Origin of the sequence: Thioflexithrix psekupsensis, from assembly GCF_002149925.1 — a bacterium.
In the GTDB taxonomy this organism is placed as follows: Bacteria; Pseudomonadota; Gammaproteobacteria; order Beggiatoales; family Beggiatoaceae; genus Thioflexithrix; species Thioflexithrix psekupsensis.
Map to the genome: position 1 here is coordinate 790,921 of NZ_MSLT01000012.1, position 19,742 is coordinate 810,662.

13 protein-coding genes are annotated in these 19,742 nt (G+C 43.5%); 9 read left to right on the forward strand and 4 right to left on the reverse strand.

Annotated features, from left to right (window positions below):
• Positions 1-148 precede the first annotated feature (148 nt).
• Positions 149-1,750, forward strand: coding sequence for a leucyl aminopeptidase (pepA, locus tag TPSD3_RS08570; protein WP_342587070.1), 1,602 nt, complete (start codon positions 149-151; stop codon positions 1,748-1,750).
• 4 nt (positions 1,751-1,754) lie between these two features.
• Positions 1,755-2,186 carry a DNA polymerase III subunit chi gene (locus TPSD3_RS08575; protein WP_176329796.1) on the forward strand — a complete coding sequence of 144 codons (432 nt, stop codon included), beginning with the start codon at positions 1,755-1,757 and terminating at the stop codon, positions 2,184-2,186.
• 102 nt (positions 2,187-2,288) lie between these two features.
• Here the strand turns inward: TPSD3_RS08575 and TPSD3_RS08580 are convergent, their stop codons facing one another.
• Positions 2,289-2,579, reverse strand: a complete 291-nt coding sequence (locus TPSD3_RS08580) for a CopG family antitoxin (RefSeq protein ID WP_086488136.1) — start codon at positions 2,577-2,579, stop codon at positions 2,289-2,291.
• A 420-nt stretch (positions 2,580-2,999) separates the two neighbouring features.
• Here TPSD3_RS08580 and TPSD3_RS08585 point away from each other — a divergent pair, with 420 nt between their 5' ends.
• The 4 genes from TPSD3_RS08585 to TPSD3_RS08600 all read left to right on the forward strand — a co-directional run bounded on the left by TPSD3_RS08585 (position 3,000) and on the right by TPSD3_RS08600 (position 6,797).
• Positions 3,000-3,464, forward strand: coding sequence for an ankyrin repeat domain-containing protein (locus TPSD3_RS08585; protein WP_176329797.1), 465 nt, complete (start codon positions 3,000-3,002; stop codon positions 3,462-3,464).
• Positions 3,465-3,614: 150 nt separating this feature from the next.
• The gene (locus TPSD3_RS08590) at positions 3,615-4,823 is read left to right on the forward strand and encodes an ISNCY family transposase (RefSeq protein WP_217884406.1); all 1,209 of its coding nucleotides are present in this window, start codon (positions 3,615-3,617) and stop codon (positions 4,821-4,823) included.
• Between the two features lie 104 nt (positions 4,824-4,927).
• Positions 4,928-5,587 carry a uracil-DNA glycosylase gene (ung, locus tag TPSD3_RS08595; protein WP_086488138.1) on the forward strand — a complete coding sequence of 220 codons (660 nt, stop codon included), beginning with the start codon at positions 4,928-4,930 and terminating at the stop codon, positions 5,585-5,587.
• A gap of 76 nt (positions 5,588-5,663) precedes the next feature.
• Complete coding sequence (locus tag TPSD3_RS08600; RefSeq protein ID WP_086488139.1) at positions 5,664-6,797, forward strand: site-specific DNA-methyltransferase; 1,134 nt, start codon at positions 5,664-5,666, stop codon at positions 6,795-6,797.
• 281 nt (positions 6,798-7,078) lie between these two features.
• Here TPSD3_RS08600 and TPSD3_RS08605 read toward each other — a convergent pair whose 3' ends face one another.
• From TPSD3_RS08605 to TPSD3_RS08615, 3 genes are read right to left on the reverse strand one after another with little or no spacing between them, the layout of a single operon-like run.
• Positions 7,079-9,781 carry a hypothetical protein gene (locus TPSD3_RS08605; protein WP_086488140.1) on the reverse strand — a complete coding sequence of 901 codons (2,703 nt, stop codon included), beginning with the start codon at positions 9,779-9,781 and terminating at the stop codon, positions 7,079-7,081.
• Between the two features lie 53 nt (positions 9,782-9,834).
• A complete protein-coding gene (locus TPSD3_RS08610; protein WP_086486662.1) occupies positions 9,835-10,866 on the reverse strand; it encodes an IS630 family transposase in 1,032 nt (343 codons plus the stop codon).
• Between the two features lie 9 nt (positions 10,867-10,875).
• Positions 10,876-12,435 (reverse strand): hypothetical protein, encoded by a 1,560-nt coding sequence (locus TPSD3_RS08615; protein ID WP_086488141.1) that lies wholly within the window; start codon positions 12,433-12,435, stop codon positions 10,876-10,878.
• A 122-nt stretch (positions 12,436-12,557) separates the two neighbouring features.
• On the opposite strand from TPSD3_RS08615, the gene TPSD3_RS08620 reads away from it, so the two are divergent.
• From TPSD3_RS08620 to TPSD3_RS08630, 3 genes are all read left to right on the forward strand, one after another.
• Positions 12,558-13,520 (forward strand): coiled-coil domain-containing protein, encoded by a 963-nt coding sequence (locus TPSD3_RS08620; RefSeq protein WP_086488142.1) that lies wholly within the window; start codon positions 12,558-12,560, stop codon positions 13,518-13,520.
• Between the two features lie 128 nt (positions 13,521-13,648).
• On the forward strand, positions 13,649-14,173 hold the full coding sequence (locus TPSD3_RS08625) for a zinc ribbon-containing protein (protein WP_086488143.1): 525 nt from the start codon (positions 13,649-13,651) through the stop codon (positions 14,171-14,173).
• Between the two features lie 208 nt (positions 14,174-14,381).
• Positions 14,382-19,643 (forward strand): Lcl C-terminal domain-containing protein, encoded by a 5,262-nt coding sequence (locus tag TPSD3_RS08630; RefSeq protein WP_140048518.1) that lies wholly within the window; start codon positions 14,382-14,384, stop codon positions 19,641-19,643.
• Positions 19,644-19,742 lie beyond the last annotated feature (99 nt).

A 19,742-nucleotide genomic window follows, 5' to 3' on the forward strand; every position in this document is an offset into this window, starting at 1 on the left:
CAAAATCAACTCAATTTTACAAGTTTATGGGGAAACAGGTATAGTGGCAGTAGAAATCACCCCTCATTTTTTTTGGCAAATTGAGCAAACTCGGCAACTGCCCACTGAAATAGGCAGTTGACGCTAGAAAAAACAATTATCACTGGGAATGCGTATGGAATTTAATGTAAAAAGTGGCCAACCCGAAAAACAACGTACCGCGTGTGTGGTGGTTGGCGTATATGAACCACGACGGCTGTCTGATGTGGCGCAAAAGATTGACGAAGTCAGTCAAGGGCATTTGTCCTCAATCCTCCGTCGCGGCGATTTAGAAGGCAAAATCGGACAAACTTTGTTACTGCACAATGTCCCCAATATGTTAGCGGATCGGGTGTTATTGGTCGGCTGCGGGCGCGAGCGCGAATTGGGCGACAGCCAATATCGCAAAATTATCGCCCACGCCATTCGTACGCTGCATGATACGGGGTCAATGGAAACGGTCTGTTATCTCACCGAATTAAACGTGCGCGGCCGAGACACGTCATGGCGTGTACGCCACGCGATTGAAACCGCACACGCATCGTTATACACCTTTGACCAATTGAAAAGTAAGAAAAATCCCACCCGCCGCCCTTTACGCAAAATTGTGTTTAGTGTGGCCTCACGTCGTGAATTACCCGCCGCAGAAAAAGCCAGCCGCGAAGCCCAAGCCGTCGCCACCGGTGTGGCATTAGCCAAAGATTTAGGCAATTTACCCGGTAATATTTGTACGCCAACTTATTTAGCCGACCGGGCTAAAACCTTATGCAGTTTGCATGAAAAATTAACGTGCAAAATATTAACCGAATTGCAAATTGAAAAACAAGGCATGAATGCGTTATTAGCCGTTTCTCGCGGTAGTGATCAAGCTCCGCGTTTAATTATTATGGAATATAAAGGCGGTAAAAAAGGCGCAGACCCCATTGTATTAATCGGTAAAGGCGTGACTTTTGACACGGGCGGAATTTCGTTAAAACCCGCTGAAAAAATGGACGAAATGAAATTTGATATGTGCGGCGCAGCCAGCGTATTAGGTACATTATCGGCGGTGGCTGAATTGCAATTGCCACTTAATGTCATTGGCATCGTTCCCGCCGTAGAAAATATGCCCAGCGGTAAAGCCACTAAACCCGGTGATATTGTCACGACTTTATCCGGACAAACGGTAGAAATTTTAAATACCGATGCCGAAGGCCGCTTAATTTTATGCGATTCGTTGACTTATGCCGAGCGGTATAAACCTGAAATTGTGATTGATATTGCGACGTTAACAGGAGCGTGTGTGGTGGCTTTAGGTAGCCATGCGCACGGATTATTAAGTAACCATAATCCATTAACCAATGATTTGCTAAATGCAGGTCGAATGAGCGGTGATAGAGCGTGGGAATTGCCGCTATGGGATGAATATCAAGAACAATTGGACAGCCCTTTTGCCGATATGGCAAATATCGGCGGTAAACCCGCTGGCACAATCACAGCGGCTTGTTTTCTCTCGCGTTTTGCCCGCAAATACCACTGGGCGCATTTGGACATCGCCGGCACAGGATATATCGCGCAAACCAAAGAAAAAGGCTCCACCGGCCGACCTGTCCCTTTACTCACGCAATATTTGATTAATCGCAGTTCAATTGGACAATCAGAGGAATTAACGCCCATTGATCAAATGCCACCAGAGCCTGTTCCTCCCGAACCGGAATTAGACGATTTGCCACCAGAAACTGAAGACGATTAATCGGGTGTCTCAAGTCGATTTTTATATTCTACATGGCAGCACGGGAGCGGCGCGGCTTCGGTTTATTTGTCGGTTAAGCGAAAAAATTTGGCGACAAGGGCAGCGGCTGTATTTATACACGGAATCGGAAACGCAAGCGCGACAATTGGACAATTTGTTGTGGACTTTTCGCGTGGATAGTTTTGTGCCGCATGAATTATGGTTGCCGACGCAAGAGGCGAGTTCTCCGATTCAAATCGGTTACGATGTGCGACAACATCCTGCGATTCCGTTGCTGCTCAATGTCACTTCGCACTGGCCTGTTTTTACAGAAGATTACGAGCGCGTGTTAGAACCCATTGAAGATACGCCGCTGGCACGAGAGTTGGCACGGGAACGTTATCGACGTTATCAGGCTCTACGCTGGGAGATTCGCACGCATGATATGACGGTGTAGTATGCCTTTGATCCTCTCCGCCCCATGAAAATCTGACCTTAGTCTTAATGATAGGTCAGATTTTTTTGGGGGAGATTGGTGAATTATTTGCGTTTTATTGCTTTAAAGCGAGACGGAACGCAAAAGCGTTTGTTGTGCGGTTTCTTCTTGTTTGGCTTTGACAAAACGAGTCAAAATTTGGCGAATTAATGGTTGGTAGCCAATACCCTCGCTTTGAGCGATTTTTTTTAAATCTTCTACAAGATTTTTTTGCAAGCGAATTGAAATGGGATGTAAATTCAAAGCGTAGTTTAACGCCACCTCATCCACATCAGTAGCGACTTTTGCAAAAGCCTCATCTTCGCCTAATTTTCCTGTATCCCATGCGTTGATTGTGTTTTCTGATTTGTCCATATACTCGGTTTCACTAAAAATAGTGGTTTTTGTAGCGATTTTGTATATACAATAAGAGTATAAAAGTAAATTTTGCAACTATACCAAAAAGATAGGGTTCGTAGAATCCTTATTTTGTCAGAATCAGAATTTACAGAATTAAAGAATTTTCAAAATTTATTCTTGTAAGTCGTTTATTTTAAACAGATTTTTTATTCTTTAATTCTGAAAATCCTAAAATTCTGTAAATTCTGATTCTGACAGAAAAATTTTATGAATGACTTAATTTTGGTATATCAAGGGCAATTTTGGTGCGTGAGGTAAGCTTGCTGGCTCAAAGGATGACATCTCTGGTTTAGATCGGTTATGATGTGCGACAACGTCTTGCGATTCCCTTGCTGCTCAACGCCACTTTTAATTTTTCAAAAATGCAATGTGATCATGTTTAACTCTTCTCAATTACGCTATTTTTTATTGGCGGCAGTACGCGGGGACATGTTAAAAATACAACGTTATTTGGAACGTGACCAGTGGCCGGTTGATTTGACCTATCAAGGTAAACCTTCTGCATTAGGTTATGCGGCGATGCGTGGTCATTTGGGTTTGGTGGATTATTTGTTGGATCACGAGGCTGATGTTAATTACAGTGATCGTTTGGGGCAAACGCCTCTGTTTTACGCAACATTGAGCAATTATCCGGCGGTGGTGTCTTTGCTGTTATTGCGCGGCGCGAATTTGTATCATCAAAATCAATTCGGAGATACGGCGTTAATTTTGGCTCTGCGACGGCCGTCATTACACGGTTGTGCGGAGATTTTAGCGCAACCTGAGGCAGCATTTGTACAACCCCGTGTTACAGCAATTCTCAATTTAAACCCTTACAACCAACAATGTTTTTATAACTGATTGAAAGTAAAGATGATGAACAAACTCGAAGCATTTTTCCAAAAAAATCAGCAATATTTTTTTGACTACCTGATTGGTCGAATAATAGAAATGTCTGAAAATTTGTCTGATAGTCGTAAGACTAAAACAGCGAACAACCTTAAATATAGCATGAGTGATGCTTTTTTGAGTGCTTTTTCTGTTTTTTTCACACAAAGCTCTTCTTTTCTCGATTATCAAACTCGAATGGAAAAAGCACACGGGAAAAATAACGCCCAAAGTATTTTTGGCATACATAAAATCCCCAGTATGAATCAAATTCGTAATTTACTGGATACTGTTCCTGAAACCGAAATTTATCCACTATTTTTTGAGCTTAATCAATTTCTCTATGATAATGGTTTTTTACAAAACTTCATGAGTAAAAACAATGGATTATTTATTGCTTTAGATGGCACTGATTTTTTCAGTTCTCAAAAGATTTCTTGTCCATGTTGTTTAAAAAAAGATTTGGTTAACGGTAAAGTTTTATATCGACATAGTGCATTAACTCCCGTTATCGTTGCACATGGACAGTCCCGCGTGATACCGCTGCCGCCTGAATTTATTCAGGCACAAGATGGCGCAGAAAAACAAGATTGCGAAATTAATGCGGCAAAACGTTGGTTGGACAACTGGGGTAAATATTACAGCTTGTGGCAAGCCACTTTGTTAGGGGATGATTTGTTTGCGCATCAGCCTTTTTTTGAAAAAGCCATTGCGCAAGGCTTTGATATTATTACTTCTTGCAAGCCAAACTCTCATCAAACAACTCATGAGTGGCTGTCTGAATTTGAGCAAATGAACAAAATACAGTCGCTACAAACCCATCATAAACACGGAAAACAACGAACAACCCGACATTATCGTTACATGAATCAAGTTCCTTTGCGTGATGGTAACGATGCGTTAATGGTTAATTGGTTCGAGTTGGTAGAAATTGATGGACAAGGGAAGCAAAAATACAAAAATAGCTGGATAACCACCCATAAAATAACAGAAAAAAACCTTGCAGAACTGACAGATGCAGCGAGAGCGCGTTGGAAAATAGAAAATGAAAACAACAATATTCTAAAGAATAACGGCTATCATTTTGAGCATAACTTTGGTCATGGTAAGCAACACTTATCTAACTTACTGGCTACGTTGATTTTATTGGCTTATTTAACGCATACGATGCTAGAATACTTGGATGAGACCTATGAAAAAGTACGTCTTTTGTGTCCATCAAGACGCACATTTTTTGAGCAGTTACGCACCCTGATGCAATATTTAGTATTCGATAGTTGGCAGCATTTGACCGATTTTATGCTTGAAGCCCTCTCTAGGCGTAATTCTTGAGTTGCTTGGTAGGGTTTAAATTGAGAATTGCTGCCCGTGTTAATCCCCGTTTGCATTAATCGGCGTGGCATGGTCTCGTTGCGCGCTTAATTTTGGAGTATTAAATGGATGTAAAAATTCACCCGTCATGGAAGCAACAATTACAATCTGAATTTGAACAAGCCTATTTTGCGGATTTAGTGGCGTTTATTAAAACCGAACGGGAAAAATATACGCTTTATCCGCCGGGATCACTTTACTTTAATGCGTTTGAACAATGTCCGTTTGAACAGGTGAAAGTGGTGATTATTGGTCAAGACCCTTATCATGGCGCGGGACAGGCGCATGGTTTGTGTTTTTCGGTGAATGATGGCGTGCCGTTTCCGCCGTCGTTGCGTAATATTTTTAAAGAAATCAACGATGATTTACAACTGCCCATGCCTGCGTCGGGAAATTTAACCCGTTGGGCGCAGCAAGGCGTTTTGTTGTTAAATGCGATTTTGACGGTACGCGCAGGCGAGGCGGCATCGCATCATGGGCGCGGCTGGGAACGGTTTACGGACGCGGTGATCCAGTGTTTGGCCACACAAAAAGAACATATTGTATTTTTATTGTGGGGGAAATATGCGCAGGAAAAAGGTCGTATTGTCGATCCCAAGCGTCATTGTGTGTTGATGGCCGGGCATCCGTCGCCGTTGTCAGCCCGCCAATTTTTTGGGTGTCGCCATTTTAGTAAAACAAATGCTTACCTCACTGCACACGGACAATCGCCGATTCAATGGTAAAACGGTATTGCTTTATTGACTTGAAATTCTGATAGGCCAGATCATTTTCGTTTAAGTGCTTAAAGCGTGCATAAAGATGAATAAACTTTTATTAGGCGATAATCTCCAGATTTTAAAAAACTTAGAATCTGAATCGGTGGATTTAATTTATTTAGACCCGCCTTTTTTCTCGAATCGTAATTATGAGGTGATTTGGGGCGATAAGGGAGAAATTCGCAGTTTTGAAGATCGCTGGTCGGGTGGAATTGATCATTATATTGCGTGGTTAAAAGAACGGGTTGAAGAAATGCACCGCATTTTAAAATCAACGGGTTCTATTTTTCTGCATTGTGATTGGCACGCGAATGCGTATATTCGGGTGTTTATTTTGGATAAAGTTTTTGGGGTAAATAATTTTAGAAATGAGATTATTTGGAAAAGAACCACCACCCATAATGATGCAAAACAAGGTGCAAAACAATTTGGCCGGGTATGTGATTCGATTTTCTTTTATAGTAAGGAAGCCAAAATTGCTCAATTCAATACGATTTATGAAGACTATGCAGCGGCTTATTTAGAATCCACTTACAATAAAAAAGATGCAGATGGCCGAAGATTTAAAGCTTCTGATTTATCAGCCGCAAAACCAGGGGGAAATACTTCTTATCTTTGGAAAGGAATAAGCCCACCAAAAGGGAGATTTTGGGCATTTTCTTTAGAAAATATGCAACAATTCGAGGCTGAAAATAGAATTTATTATTCTAAAACAGGTAAACCTTATCTAAAAAATTATTTAGATGAAATGCAAGGGGTAAGTGTAGATGAATTTTGGTCTAATTGTGTTTTTAAAAGCAAAGAGGAACGCATCGGCTACCCCACGCAAAAACCCGAAGCCTTATTAGAACGCATTATTTTATGTGCCTCTAACGAAAATGACGTGATATTAGACCCCTTTGTCGGCGGCGGAACAACTGTGGCCGTGGCCGATAAATTAAAACGCCAATGGATAGGTATTGATCAATCGGTGCAAGCGATTAAAGTTTCCGAATTGCGCTTGCAAAAACAACAAGATTTATTCTCAAAACCTTTCACGGTACAATTACACAAATACGATTATGATACTTTGCGTTATTCTAATGCCTTTGAATTTGAAAGCTGGATTATTCAACAATACGGCTTAGAAAGTTTGGAAGTGGTTTATTTGAAAGTGAATGGAAAAGTGACGGGGTAATTTGTTTAATTCTAATTTTAAAGGCAAGTACAGCAAAATTAAGCTATTTATAAAATTTTCTGTCAGAATCAGAATTTACAGAATTTCAAGACTTTCAGAACTAAAGAATAAACCATTTGCAAGAATCAATTTTGAAAACTCTTGTGTCTGTAAATTCTGATTCTGAAAAAATAACCCAAAATTGAACCCAATTAATACCCAATAAAAGCCCGTCTAAAGCCATATTAACCAGCAATTAGACGGGCTTTTTTTACGATTTCAGACCCTTAAAACAAAACGCCTTACTTCGATTCAGTCATTACGGTTTTGCCTTTACGCTCCCAAAACGGACGGGATAAACCCTGAACAGTAAAACATTCCCACGCCCACGGCAGCCAGCGCAACAACGCAAACGACAACCACAAGGCCCACAATAGCATTAACACCCGATACCACCACATGGACAAGGATAAGAAACCCACCAACGGTAATACACCATCCACCCGATCTTGATACCAACGCAAATAACCCGCATTTGAACCGTTGCCCGCAATGTGCATATCTGGATGCCCCAGCAAACCTTGCTGAATCGCTAACAACAACGTCCACAAGGCCACCACCGTCCACAAGGCTAAAGCCAATTGCAACAGATTAAATCGCCACGTCAACGGTGCGGTTTTCAACTCCCGTCGCCAGCCCAAAGCCAACAACCAACCCACCACCAACAACACCAATTCCACCGATAACGGAGTCAACACCACAGTGAGTAATAACCAATGGCGCGTTTTCAACGGAGTCAACGACAAACGCCCCAAACCAACCGACAACAACAACATCACCAACAACACCCCCCAAATCAACACCGCTGGCCCCACCGCATCGCCCCAGGTGAATAAAATCCACCGTTGCGATGGCGGAGAAATTTCTACGCGGTGATTCACACTGTCCACACCCAAATTCACTTGCGCAGTAGAAAAACGGATTTCTGTCCCTCGCGCTTCACGAAAACGAATCACCACTTGCTGTGCGCCCGGACGAATCGGCAACACCACTTGATCATTCTGCGCTTGAATCGGCTGCAACACATGGTCAATAAACACACTTTGCAACTCCGCACCCACAGGCAAACCAATAGGATGTCGAGTTCCGCGGCCGCTACGAATCGACAGCGTCAACGTATAATCCGTACTTCTCTGCCCCGGCGTAACTTCCAACACACTGTTATCCATCGTCAATAATTGTCCCGCGACTCCCAAAGGACGACTTAACGCTAAGGTCACTTGTTCTCCGGGAAACGGCCGCCACACCGGCGACCAATAACCCTCGCTGTGTTGCTGCACTTGTGGAATACCCGACAAGGCCAAATGCCAAATCGCACTCACATTCAATCGCCACACTTCAGTCATGGCCAGAGACGTGGCCGCAGTCAAGGTTAAACTCGGTTGTGGTTGTAAAACAGAAGACCAAGTCAGCGATTTTTGTTGCGCGGGCAAAGTCAATTGCAAATGACCTTGAACCACACGCCCATGCTCAGAAGTCACCGATTCCCCAGACAACAACGGAATTTCTAACACCACCGCACCTTCCGAAGGCGATAAGCGTGTCACCGTGGTTTGCACCTGCCAATCTAAACCCAAGGACAACACCCGCTCCACTTCTACAAACGGCGGCAACATCCCCATTTCCAACGGCATAGTGGGATCAGCACTCAATTGACGGGTAAATTGCAAAGTGCCTTCAACTTCCCCCGAATCGCGTAAGCCCTCAACCTGCCAACCTTCGACGCTCAACGTCAAACGTTTTGGTTTTAACTGAAAAGGCAACTGCCAACTGTTGCGGGAGGGAACAATACCCATTAATTGCAATTCATGAATACCCGATGTCAGCGACAGCCACAACTGCCCTTGATCATCGCGGCGCAATGCCGTTGCCAACTCTCCATTAACCCACACTTGTTGCGCCAACCAATGGCGATCTTGACCCGGTAAAGGGATCGCGGCATCCACTGCGCTGTGGACTTGCTGTCTGAGCGTCAACACATTACCTTCTAATTGCAAATGCACTTGTGGACTGCTAACACAATGCGGCATACAATCAGGCAACGCCAATACCCGTTGACGTAATTCACTCAATAATTCCGGAGAAGGGTAACTGGCCATTGCCGATTCCGCACGTCCCGACGGAGACCAACCCGCCGAAATTACGCCTACAAATAACAGTAATAAGGGCAGCGCAGCCGTAGAACTATTTCCTGTATTTGTACTTGGTGACGTTGGCTTTTCCGTTTTCATCGCATAAAACCAAGCGCGGGCTGACGTTGCCCAAGAGAGATATAAAAAGAAAGTCGCCAAAATACCCACTAACATCGCCCGAATGATATTTAAAACGCGCGTCCATTCGGGGGGTAACAACCATAATTGCATCATTTGTTCATGACTCACCGGCCCACTCCAGGTTAAATCCACTTTTTGCCACTGCCAACGCGGTAAACCTTGCCCCGTCTGCACGTAAACATTCGGATCGATTTGTATCAAAGCCAACGATTGCGACGAATCTAATTTTTTACTCTTCGCAACGATACCTTCAGTAGAACGAGTGCGTTCTTCAGACTCGTACAACATCGGTGCCACTGGTTCAGGAGCAGCCATTTGATTTTGCGAATCAAAACCATAAGTATCATAAGCATACTGTTCTTCTGCCAAATTACGCCACGGTTGACTTAATTGCGGATACAAACCAATGCGGACTTGATCAATTAAAAACGGTATCACTAAAATCAACAAGACCAATAAACTCAAATTACGATAACTCTTTGCCCACCATTGCAATTTGCCCTCACCGGGCAACACACGCAACAACGCCAACGCCGCAATCACTTGCATCCACACCCACGGTAAAACGGGATGTTGTTGATAACTCAAAACCAAAGTGATCAAAGTTAAAACGCCCCAACCATAGCCCCACAATTTCGCCACCGCTAAGGACAAAATTAATACAATAAACAAATCTATACCAAAATTATGTGAGATATAAAAACAAATTAAGTTTTAATATCTAGCTAGATATTAGGTATAAGATACTGTTTAATTTTATTAAACTTAAACACTTTACCTGACAAAAAGGTCTCAAACATACTAGTGACTTCTTTAAAGCTTGATAGGCGATGAAAATTCTTTCTGACCCAATTCTTACCTTGAAGCCAAATATCCTCGACTGGATTTTGCTCTGGGGCATTAGGTGCAAATCTTAATAAACGAACTTTCCATTCTGATTCTGGAAGTCCCCCATTTAATTTCTCTAAATAAGTTCTTAAACCTTCAGAACGATGATAACTTGCACCATCCCAAATAATCACATGACGGGCTTCTTTATATCTGTAAATGAGCCAGTTAATAAAGTCTATCGTATATTTTGTATCAGCTTTCTTTGCCCTATCTAAAATAAATTCTCCCGTATAAATATTCACCGCTCCATACCACGTTTGAGAAGTGCGATAATTACTCATCTTTATTGACGTTCTTTCTCCTTTTTTCGACCAAACATAACCACAAATATCTCCCCACAACTGATGGCTTTCGTCTTGCATCCAGTACATTACCTCTCCACTTTCTATCTGTTCACGCTCCTTATCTATTAAATCCTTAATCTCTTTTTTTTTAGCTTCTACTTTTACCTCATCTTTTGCCGAATTCTCTTTGTGTGTCTTCTTATAACTTAAATTCGCTTCTTCTAATAATTTAGTATAAGAAGTATTTGAAGAATAGAAAACATCATACTCCTCTTTTAAGTATCTCTTTAGTTCCTCTATTGTTATTGTCTTCTTTTCTTGTATCCAATTAATCACATCTTCTCGTTCACGCGGCTTTAAATACCCTGGCGAGCCTTTATACGCTAACTTTAATCCTTCCACCCCTGACGCTAAATAAATGGCTTTCCATTTATCCACAAATTGCACACTGACACAACACGCTAAAGCCGCTTCCGCACGCACAAAACCAAGCAAAGACATTCTTACTGCCATCGCTCGCTTCACTTCTCTCGCTTCACCTGTTGACATTAATTCTTCTAAATCTTCATATCTTTTGTTCATTATTCTCTCCTATTTGAAAAGTATTATTATACGACTCTGAAAAAATTGGTATAACAGTGTCCAATTTTGCAACCAAGTTTGCGTGACCTGATCCGCGCCGTGTAGATGTAATAGAGACCACCCCGGTGGTAAATGTAAACTGGCACCGACTTGTTGGAATTGTTGAAAACTCTCCGTTTCCGCCTCATGCTGCCAACCAACCACAGGTAATATCTGAATATCCCCATACAACCGACTGTCCGCAGTGACATCCACTTGTGTTTGTCGAATTTCAACGCCCATCGGCTGATTTTCAGTTAAGCGCGTAATAAACTGGTCTTGTCCTGCAACGCTCACCCGTCCCAATTGCATCGCATAAGCTGCATCTTGATTATTCTGAGAATTCAATAGGTTTAATCGCCAATGACGGTTCATTTGTCCTGTGATGTGATCTTGAATCGAATAACCCTTGCCATCAAAATCTAACCAATATTGTCGATACAAATTCAACTGATTGGCTGTCGTATCCGCGAGGCCGCGTTGTTTTATTGACAAAGTCATGGTTTCACCGGGCAACACGCGATAAGTCGGCAACGAACGCCATGTGTCAGGCAATTGCGTTTGTTGCGGATCAACAGCCGTCACACCACTAATCTCCACCACACGTAACATCGGTTGGGCTTCAAAACTCCATAATTCTTCCGTTGCCCAGATGCCTTGCGTATGATTAGCGGGATCGCGGTTCAAAGCCACACTGTGCAAGGTTGTGACTTCATGGGGAGAACGGGCGGCCACTTCGACTTCCCATGTACCGGGACGAACTTGTAAACGTAATTCTCCCGTAGGTTCTAAACGCGCCGGCAGGGGACTGTTTAACTGCATAGGAATTTGATCGGCCAACAATACGGGAGCTAACACCACTTCCCGATGTCGCCCAGCGACTTCTAACACCAAACGATTGACACTTTGCAATGGCACTTGATCCGACAAACGACGATAAACCCGTAACGTTAAACGATCTTCGTCCGTTGTTTCGCGGGCGCGCTCATTGCGATTCAGCCACAAACGACCTTGGCGATCCAATTCAGGTAAAGCCATCTCTTGTCCCATAACGGATAAAGTAACCAATCCCGTGTGACTGGGAACACGCAAAAATTCAGGCACTCGATCCCAAAAAAATACCCCCGTGACTTGATGTCGCCCCGCGTCTAACCGTATCCACGGCAGCCCCTCTCGTTCAACCACTAAGGCATTAATTTGATTCACTTGGACTTGCTGCGGCCAATGATGATGCGTGGACTGACTGTGGCCGGGTAAGGGTATCCATTCGCTGCGGTACAATTGCCATTCTTGAGAAAAATGGGCTTGTGTGGCCGAAGCGGTCACTTGTAAATAACTCGGCCACGCACACAGCCGCTCCGCATTGGACACTCCCGTTTGTACCAAAGGACAAGCTTGTTCCGTTGTTCCCCACAACGCCCACTCTGTCCAAGGTTGTAGTGGTTCAGGAACGTCGTCTAAAGCCAGAGGATTCGCCAGCGCGATCAGCGACCAGCAACTCCCCAATAAAACAACAAGGATTTTATTCATAACCATACTCACTGCTTAAATTAGCCACTATAATGACAACCCAGTATCACCGTTTAAGGACGGTGCGCCCGACGTAATTTTTTCCTCCTTTTCCTTCACGTTTTCAGAACAGGATTGTTTTAATGTCACGGAAAACTATTCACCTTAGCACTTCAGAAGATAAATTGGCCGAATTACCCGAAGAGGTCAAACGTATTGGTGTGGAGGCCGCAGAGATCATTTGGACGATTTCGCAAGATTATGCGCATCGCCAACTTGATGCCATGCGCCAACAACATCAAGATCAACAACAGGTTTTGACGCAACAACGACAACAAGCCCAACAACAAATTATCGAATTAGAACAAGTGGTTGCTGCAAAAAAGCAAACCATTGAACAAATGACTCGCGCCAACAAATCGCTGCAAGTGGATTTGGAACGGGAGAATGGGGAACTCAAGAGTGCCAAAACCCAAATTGTGCTGCTACAAGAGAAAGTCGATAAACAAGAACATGAAATTCGCCATTTAATCGAAGAATTAGGGCGTGCGCGAGAAAGTAATGATGGTTTACAAAAACGCCTCTACGAAGCCAATCGCCAACTGGATCAAGAGCAAAAATCAGCCCGCCAAGCCCAAGAAGAATCAGCCGTCAACCTACGCATTAAAGAGCGTTTGGAACAGAGCTTACGCGAAATTAAGCTAGAATCAGATCAGGTGTGGCGACAATTGAAGCAAGAACAAGCCCGCACCAGTGTCGCCGAGGCGCAAGTGCAAGAGTTGCGCGAGACGATTAAAAAACTAGACACCGAAGCCCGACAAGCCAAAGAAGAGAAACAAGAGCAGCGCGAAGCGATAGACGCAGAAATTCGCGCTCGTGTGGAGTTGGAGAAGAAAATAGCGGGGATTGTGGCGCGTGGTGAGGCGCAAGAACAAGCCTATAAGGAAAATGCCAGCCGTCAAGACAGCGAGGTGATTTTGGCACGACAAGAATTACAAACGCTGCGAGATCGTTTGATTAAGACGGAGGGCGCGTTAGAACGGGAGAAAAAAGCGGTAGAACGTTTGGAAGCCAAACTGGTGTCTGCGGGTCAAGTGCCAGCTTAGTGTATTTTTTCTAATGGAAAAAGTAGTCTGAATCAGCATTTCTGAATGTTCAAAATGAACGGATTCTTGTCAAATATTATCAATTTTTTAATTCTGTAAATTCTGATTCAGACAAAAGGAGAAATATCATGTCAAACCACGATCATTTAACCACGGGCTATCAACAAATGATGGCGCGGATTAAAGAAACATTAACCACACCAGCCACATTGAGTTTGGGCGAACATATTGCTCATGCGCGGGAGCGTGCGGTGGAGTTGGGCGAATTAACCGAAGAGGAAGCACAACATATTGGTGATTATTTGCGTCGAGATGTGGAAGATGCGGCACATTTTCTCAGCGAAACGCAACAGAGTTTAGCGGATTGGTTACAACAAGATTTAGAGTTAATAGAAGATCGGTTATTAGACCTATTCAGCGTGATGGTGGATCACACGCAACAAGAGTTGCAAGATTTGGCTGAACGCGCCCGCTGTGCCAGTGAGTGGTTAAGCGGAGAAATTTCAGGCATAGGCGTATTAATTTGTGAGCAATGCGGTCATCGCTTAGAATTTACCCAGCCTGATTACATTCCTGTCTGTCCAAATTGCGGTCATACTTTGTTCAAGCGCGTGGCTTCGGAGAGTGAGTCTGATTCTGAATCTTTGGGGTGAGGTTTATTGGTTTGGATTAGGATTTTCAGGTAACAAAAAAAACTCACCAAAATAATATTTGGTCTGAATCAGAATTTACAGAATTAAAGAATTTTCAGAATTAACTTGTTCTGTAAACTCTAATTCAGAAAAAAATCATTTCCGTATTTTTTAAAAATTAGGTAAAATTCGATGGTGCATTGGTTTTACGATAAAAAGTAAACGATTTGTGCATTTTATCATCCATTCACCAAAGGATTTTACTTATATACCTTTATTTTCGCTAGGAAAATTAGCGACTTGGGGATTGCTGCTGTCGTATTCTGTTTCTGTATGGAGTACAGCATCACTCAGTCCTGATGGGATTCTCACTGTCCCGTTGTCGCAATTGCAAAATACTCCCACTCCTCCTCCTGATGCTACGGCTCGTTTTGCGCATTTAAATCCCTCTGAAGGCGTGCATTTGTTGAAATTGACGCAATATGGCGATATGCCTGTGGCTTCGGTGACGGCAAATACATTTTTAGATGCGGATCGTCGCTTGCATTTGCCGCGTGTACATTATGATTTAGGGGGTTCTGCGCCCTCTGATTGGTGGTTGACGTTGCGTTATCACGGTACAGCTGAAGATGGCAGTTTGTTGTTGCAAGTGGATAATTTTGGCCCTGCGCGTTCGGGTAATATGATTAGCGGCCAAGTGTCGGTGGATTTATCGGGACAATCGGTTAAAGCGCGTTCTAAAAATTCCGCAGGCGGTTCGCCTGGCATTACGCAAGCGACTTTGTCGTTTTACGATGTCAATGGGGTTGAACTTGCGTCTTTTCCCAATGTGACAGATGAAAATGGCAATTACAGTGTAACCGTGCCTGATGGCGATGTGACGTATTTGAAAATTCGCGGCGGTTTTTTTAGCAACGATCCCAATCGCCCATTCGCTGGGGAATTGATGGTGTTGTGCCTGCCCACGCAAACGGAGAATACTTGTCATGCTACGGTTTATGGCAGTTTGGTGATGCGCTTGGCGACTCGATTCGCTGATGATGATTGGACTATGCGACAATCAAAAGCCCGCACTTTAATCGCTGAAACGCTGAAAATTGACCGCGATCCCACTTTAGAAGTCATTGATAATTTTGAAACTTTGTTTGATGGTGATGAATTTTGGCGGAAAATTGGGAACGATGCAGGACAGTTTGACGCTTGGGCAGATGTGTTGACGGCTGATTTGGCGGATGGGTTTTTGGATGATGCCAGCATTTCCGCAGGCGTGTTTAAACAAGCCCAAGTTAGAGTGTCTGCGGTAGCAAATTATGCGATTCAGTATGAGCAAATTCAACCCAGACAAGTTGTTGATGAACAAGGTAATGTTTCTGAATCTTCGCGTCAGTTGGTTTTAGAAAGTTTGTCTGGAGAAAAAACCGCACAAGGTACTCAAATTGAAACACAACAGTTTTTGTCTGATGTGATTTTGAAAGAAGAACTGGAAAATGGGGAAAGCACTATTGTTTATCAATCCTTTCAAGTGGGTGATTGGCAAAGTCAGTTAAATGCAGAAACCACTGTTCTTGCTAAAGTTTTTTCTCGTGATCCGACATTATTTAATTTGCCTGTCACGGAAAAAAATAGAATCGCTCGCTTGTTGGTAACAGCAGAAAGTGAGCTAATGCAACAAGCACAAGATGAGTGGTTAGAAGCGGTTAATGAGGATATTTTAGCCGTTCTTTACTTTGATGGGTTAGATGAGTTAATTGCTCAAGCCCGCACTTATGTTGCTGTTGTTGCTTTGCCTGAACCCACCGCACGGAGAATGCCTTATCAAGCTCCATCAGACCCGCAACGAACAGCGCGGTCTGCTCCAGCAAGTCAGAATATGGGATGGGTTGGTGTTGAGTTTGATGGGAATTCTACAGTCAGCGTGGGTAATTCATTGCCTATTGCGCTGTCTGTTGTGGGTAAAAGTTACTCTTTTAGTGATTTTATGGCGGGTGTTTCGGGAACTCAGGCTTTTACTAAACCTATTCTTGAGCCTAATTTGGTTGGAGAAATGAGTGGCGGGGCTGTTGGAACTGCCGCGGCGATAGCCTTTAACGCTTATCAAAAAACGGATTTTCAGGGAACAACCTTTGATAACTCGCTGTTTTTGTCGGGGGATCAGTTGGCGCATAATTTCCCCGATCAAAATAAATATTGTACTGAAGGTGAAGGGCGTTATGTGGTGACTAAAGAACTGGGCTGGAATGTACACACCATTAATAACGTGATGCTGGCTTTACAGGCATTAACAACAGGGGTTCAGTACAAAAACGGTCACATGGTGAAAATCAAGGATTCCCTGACAGCAATCCACACTAAATTGGAAAACGCAGGTGAAATTGGCTCTCAAATTATGGACGGGATTGAGGCTATTTTGTTGGCTGCTGATTTAGTGCTTGATATTTATTCGGGTATCGTGACTGCTGAGTCAGAGGTGAAAGATACTGATTCAGAAGCAGAAGATGCTGATTCAGAAGCAAAAAGTTTCAACGCCGAAGATGCGCATAAGCTCAGAATCGATGTGATTGATCCAACAAGAAATGCGCTGGGTAACTTAAAACGTTTGGTAGAAGTGGCTGTGGCAGCACTGCCGCAACGTCCAAACCGTGCTGAGATTGATGCCCAAAGCATATTTAATATGCTGATTGATAAAAAAGGGAAACAAGACGATGCCATGTATCGTGGCTTGTCAAAAGACGTTGGCCTTGCAAAATTAGTTGCTGCTCAATTGCTTGGACATCATCTTGCTAAAATGACTCCAACCCATGTTCAACAAGGAAGTCAGAAAGTGCCTTGTCAAGTGGGCGCGCTTTCTTGTAAAACAGTGGCGCGAATTTATGTAGGGTATAAATTGGGTATTTTTGCTAAAGGAAGCTATGAATACACCTTGATCGACAAGCTCAATCCGCATGATATGAAAGGGATTTTTCGCAGCATCGGTAAAGACAATTACACGCGCCAAACCAATATACTTTTCCACGGAATCTTGAGCAATTTAGAGAAGCGAGCCAAAGAAATTGTAGGGGCTACGGCATTGCTTGGTGTTGCGGCGGCGGTTAAATCTCCTGAAGACATTGCTTCGGTTATCCAAGCTGTCGGGACAGTGGTATTGACTGAATTGTTTAATTGGTCAAGAGAAACGGTTGCGGATAATGTGGAAAATTTACTGCGTATTGTTTTGAGTTCCAATGCGTTTGGCGCAGCCCAAAAAGCAAATGCTTTGGTAGGCATTTTGGGAGCGCAGTTTGCGACACCCAACGAATATCCTTTTGATATTAAGGTGGTGGATGGGGAATTGACTTTTTCTCCGCCCAGTGTGCAACACAAAATGTTTACTTACGGCATTCAGCCTAAGCTTAATATGGAAACATTTGGCCTTGAAAATGAGGATTGTCACGGACTCATATTAACTGGTGATTGTTTTAATAATGGGTTCTTTTTGCTTAGAGATACCAACCCTGAAACCTTGTCAAAAAATATTTTGATGGTGGCTAATAGTGAAAGACAGGCGCGTACTCGAAATTCCGCTCTTTTTTACTTTAACCAGTCAAAAGCCTCTACTGAAGTGGCTTTGCGTGTTAATAAGTCATTGCCGCTGTTAGGATGGTCGTTTGATATTCAAGAACGTCCATATTCTGAGGGGAGTTATCAAGAATGGGTGAGTTTTAGACCTGAAGTCAATCAAGTGCGTAATGCTTTGATTACGGCAGGACAAGTCATTGATCATTTGAAAGAAGACCCTGCTACGGGTTTGGCTTTTTTTGACTTTTTTGATGTTCTGGTGACAGAGCAAAGTGGTTATTTTTCTTTCATTATGGGACGCAATGAAGCCAGTGTTTTGGTCAATCACAAGTCTCGTGGGGTTTTTAGAGAAGTTTTTCAATTTTTCTTTCTTGATGACCAGTTGAAACAGTGCAGTACTGAAGAGTCCAGTAAGAAAACGCATTATCCAGCGCAGCATATTTCTTACTACAAAATGGCTTCAGCACAAGATATTATGAAAAATGCAGTTGAGAATTCGCCAAATTCTCCCAGCGTGCATTTTCATAAGTTCAATCAAGGTGATAAGGCGTTTCACTGCATTACAAATCTGACGGATATACCTTTGCGTTTGGTACGATACAACAGCGGGGCTTTGAAGTTTTTAGCTTCCACTGATTTATCGCCTGGCGTGCAGTATTGTCTTGATTCTCGCTTGGCAGAGCGTTACCGCTATGCCGTGTTTGATGCTATTTTTAGCCAATATACACTTGACTATAAATGGAGAGATGATGCTGATCTCATAAGACATTTGGCATTACGCACGGATAATGGGTCAAATTCTTTCACGTATTATGAATATTTGAGCCATCCTTGGAAAATAGATTACAACGCCCATAATTCTGCTTTTATTGTAGATCGTTTGGCTTCTGAATTTTCGGACATTGGGCCTGATATTGTGTTGCCTGAAATTGAAACGCGGTTGACGGCTTCAGGCGAGGCTTCGTCTTTCCCCAAAGTTTTCCCTGTTGAGGTCACGTTTGCTGGGCGGCCTATAAATGATTTTCACATCAATATTGTTGAATCTCCTAAGCATGGGGAGTTATCGGTCGATGGTAACAATCTGATTTATAGCCTGACAGACACTAACTATGTCGGTACGGATTTTTTCTCTATTAGTGTGATTTCAGGGATACGTCCTGGTTCGGAAGTGAAGGAAGGCTGGGTTGATGTGATTGGGACAGCTCCACCCCCTCCCCCCTTCACAGGCACATCCAAGCTCAACGACACAGGCATCACCTGGGGCGGGAATTATCCATCTGGAAATAACGCCACCTGCACAGGTGCAACGGTAGAAATGCAAGACTGTTCGCACGGGCGAGATGTCACGCATAACGACCCCAGTGATGGTCATGCAGGCTTTAGTTTCACCAAAATCAGTGCGACAGGGCAGGCATTATCGGCGGCAGCAACCGAGTGGTCTTGTGTACAAGACAACGTCACTGGCTTGATGTGGGAAGTGAAGCAAGGCGGAAATGGTAAAGTCGGTGATGAAGGTCTGCATGATGCAGATGACCGCTATAACTGGTACAACACTGACCCTGATACCAATGGTGGCGCGGATGGTTATGCAGATGACGATGGCGCGATTTGTTACGGTTATCAAAAAGACAATCCCGACACCTACTGCAACACCCAAGCCTACGTTGCACGGGTGAATGTAGCAGGTTACTGCGGCTATAAAGATTGGCGGATGCCGAATCGGGAAGAATTGCGTTCCATTGTTCATTATGGACGGCGTGGTCCAGTCATTGATGCGGACTATTTCCCCAATACGCGCTCTAGCTGGTATTGGTCTAGTTCCCCTGTTGTGGGCTACCCATACTCCGCGTGGTACGTGCCTTTCCATTATGATGGTGACGGCCACGGCGGTCGCAACAACTACAATCACGTTCGGTTGGTGCGCGGCGGACAGTGATTTGCATTTTTTCTTATTGTAGATTAGGCACTACGTTAGTGTAGTAGGTTTTCCCCTCCCTTTGCTTTTTTTGGGGAGGGGTTGTCTGATTTTTCACCT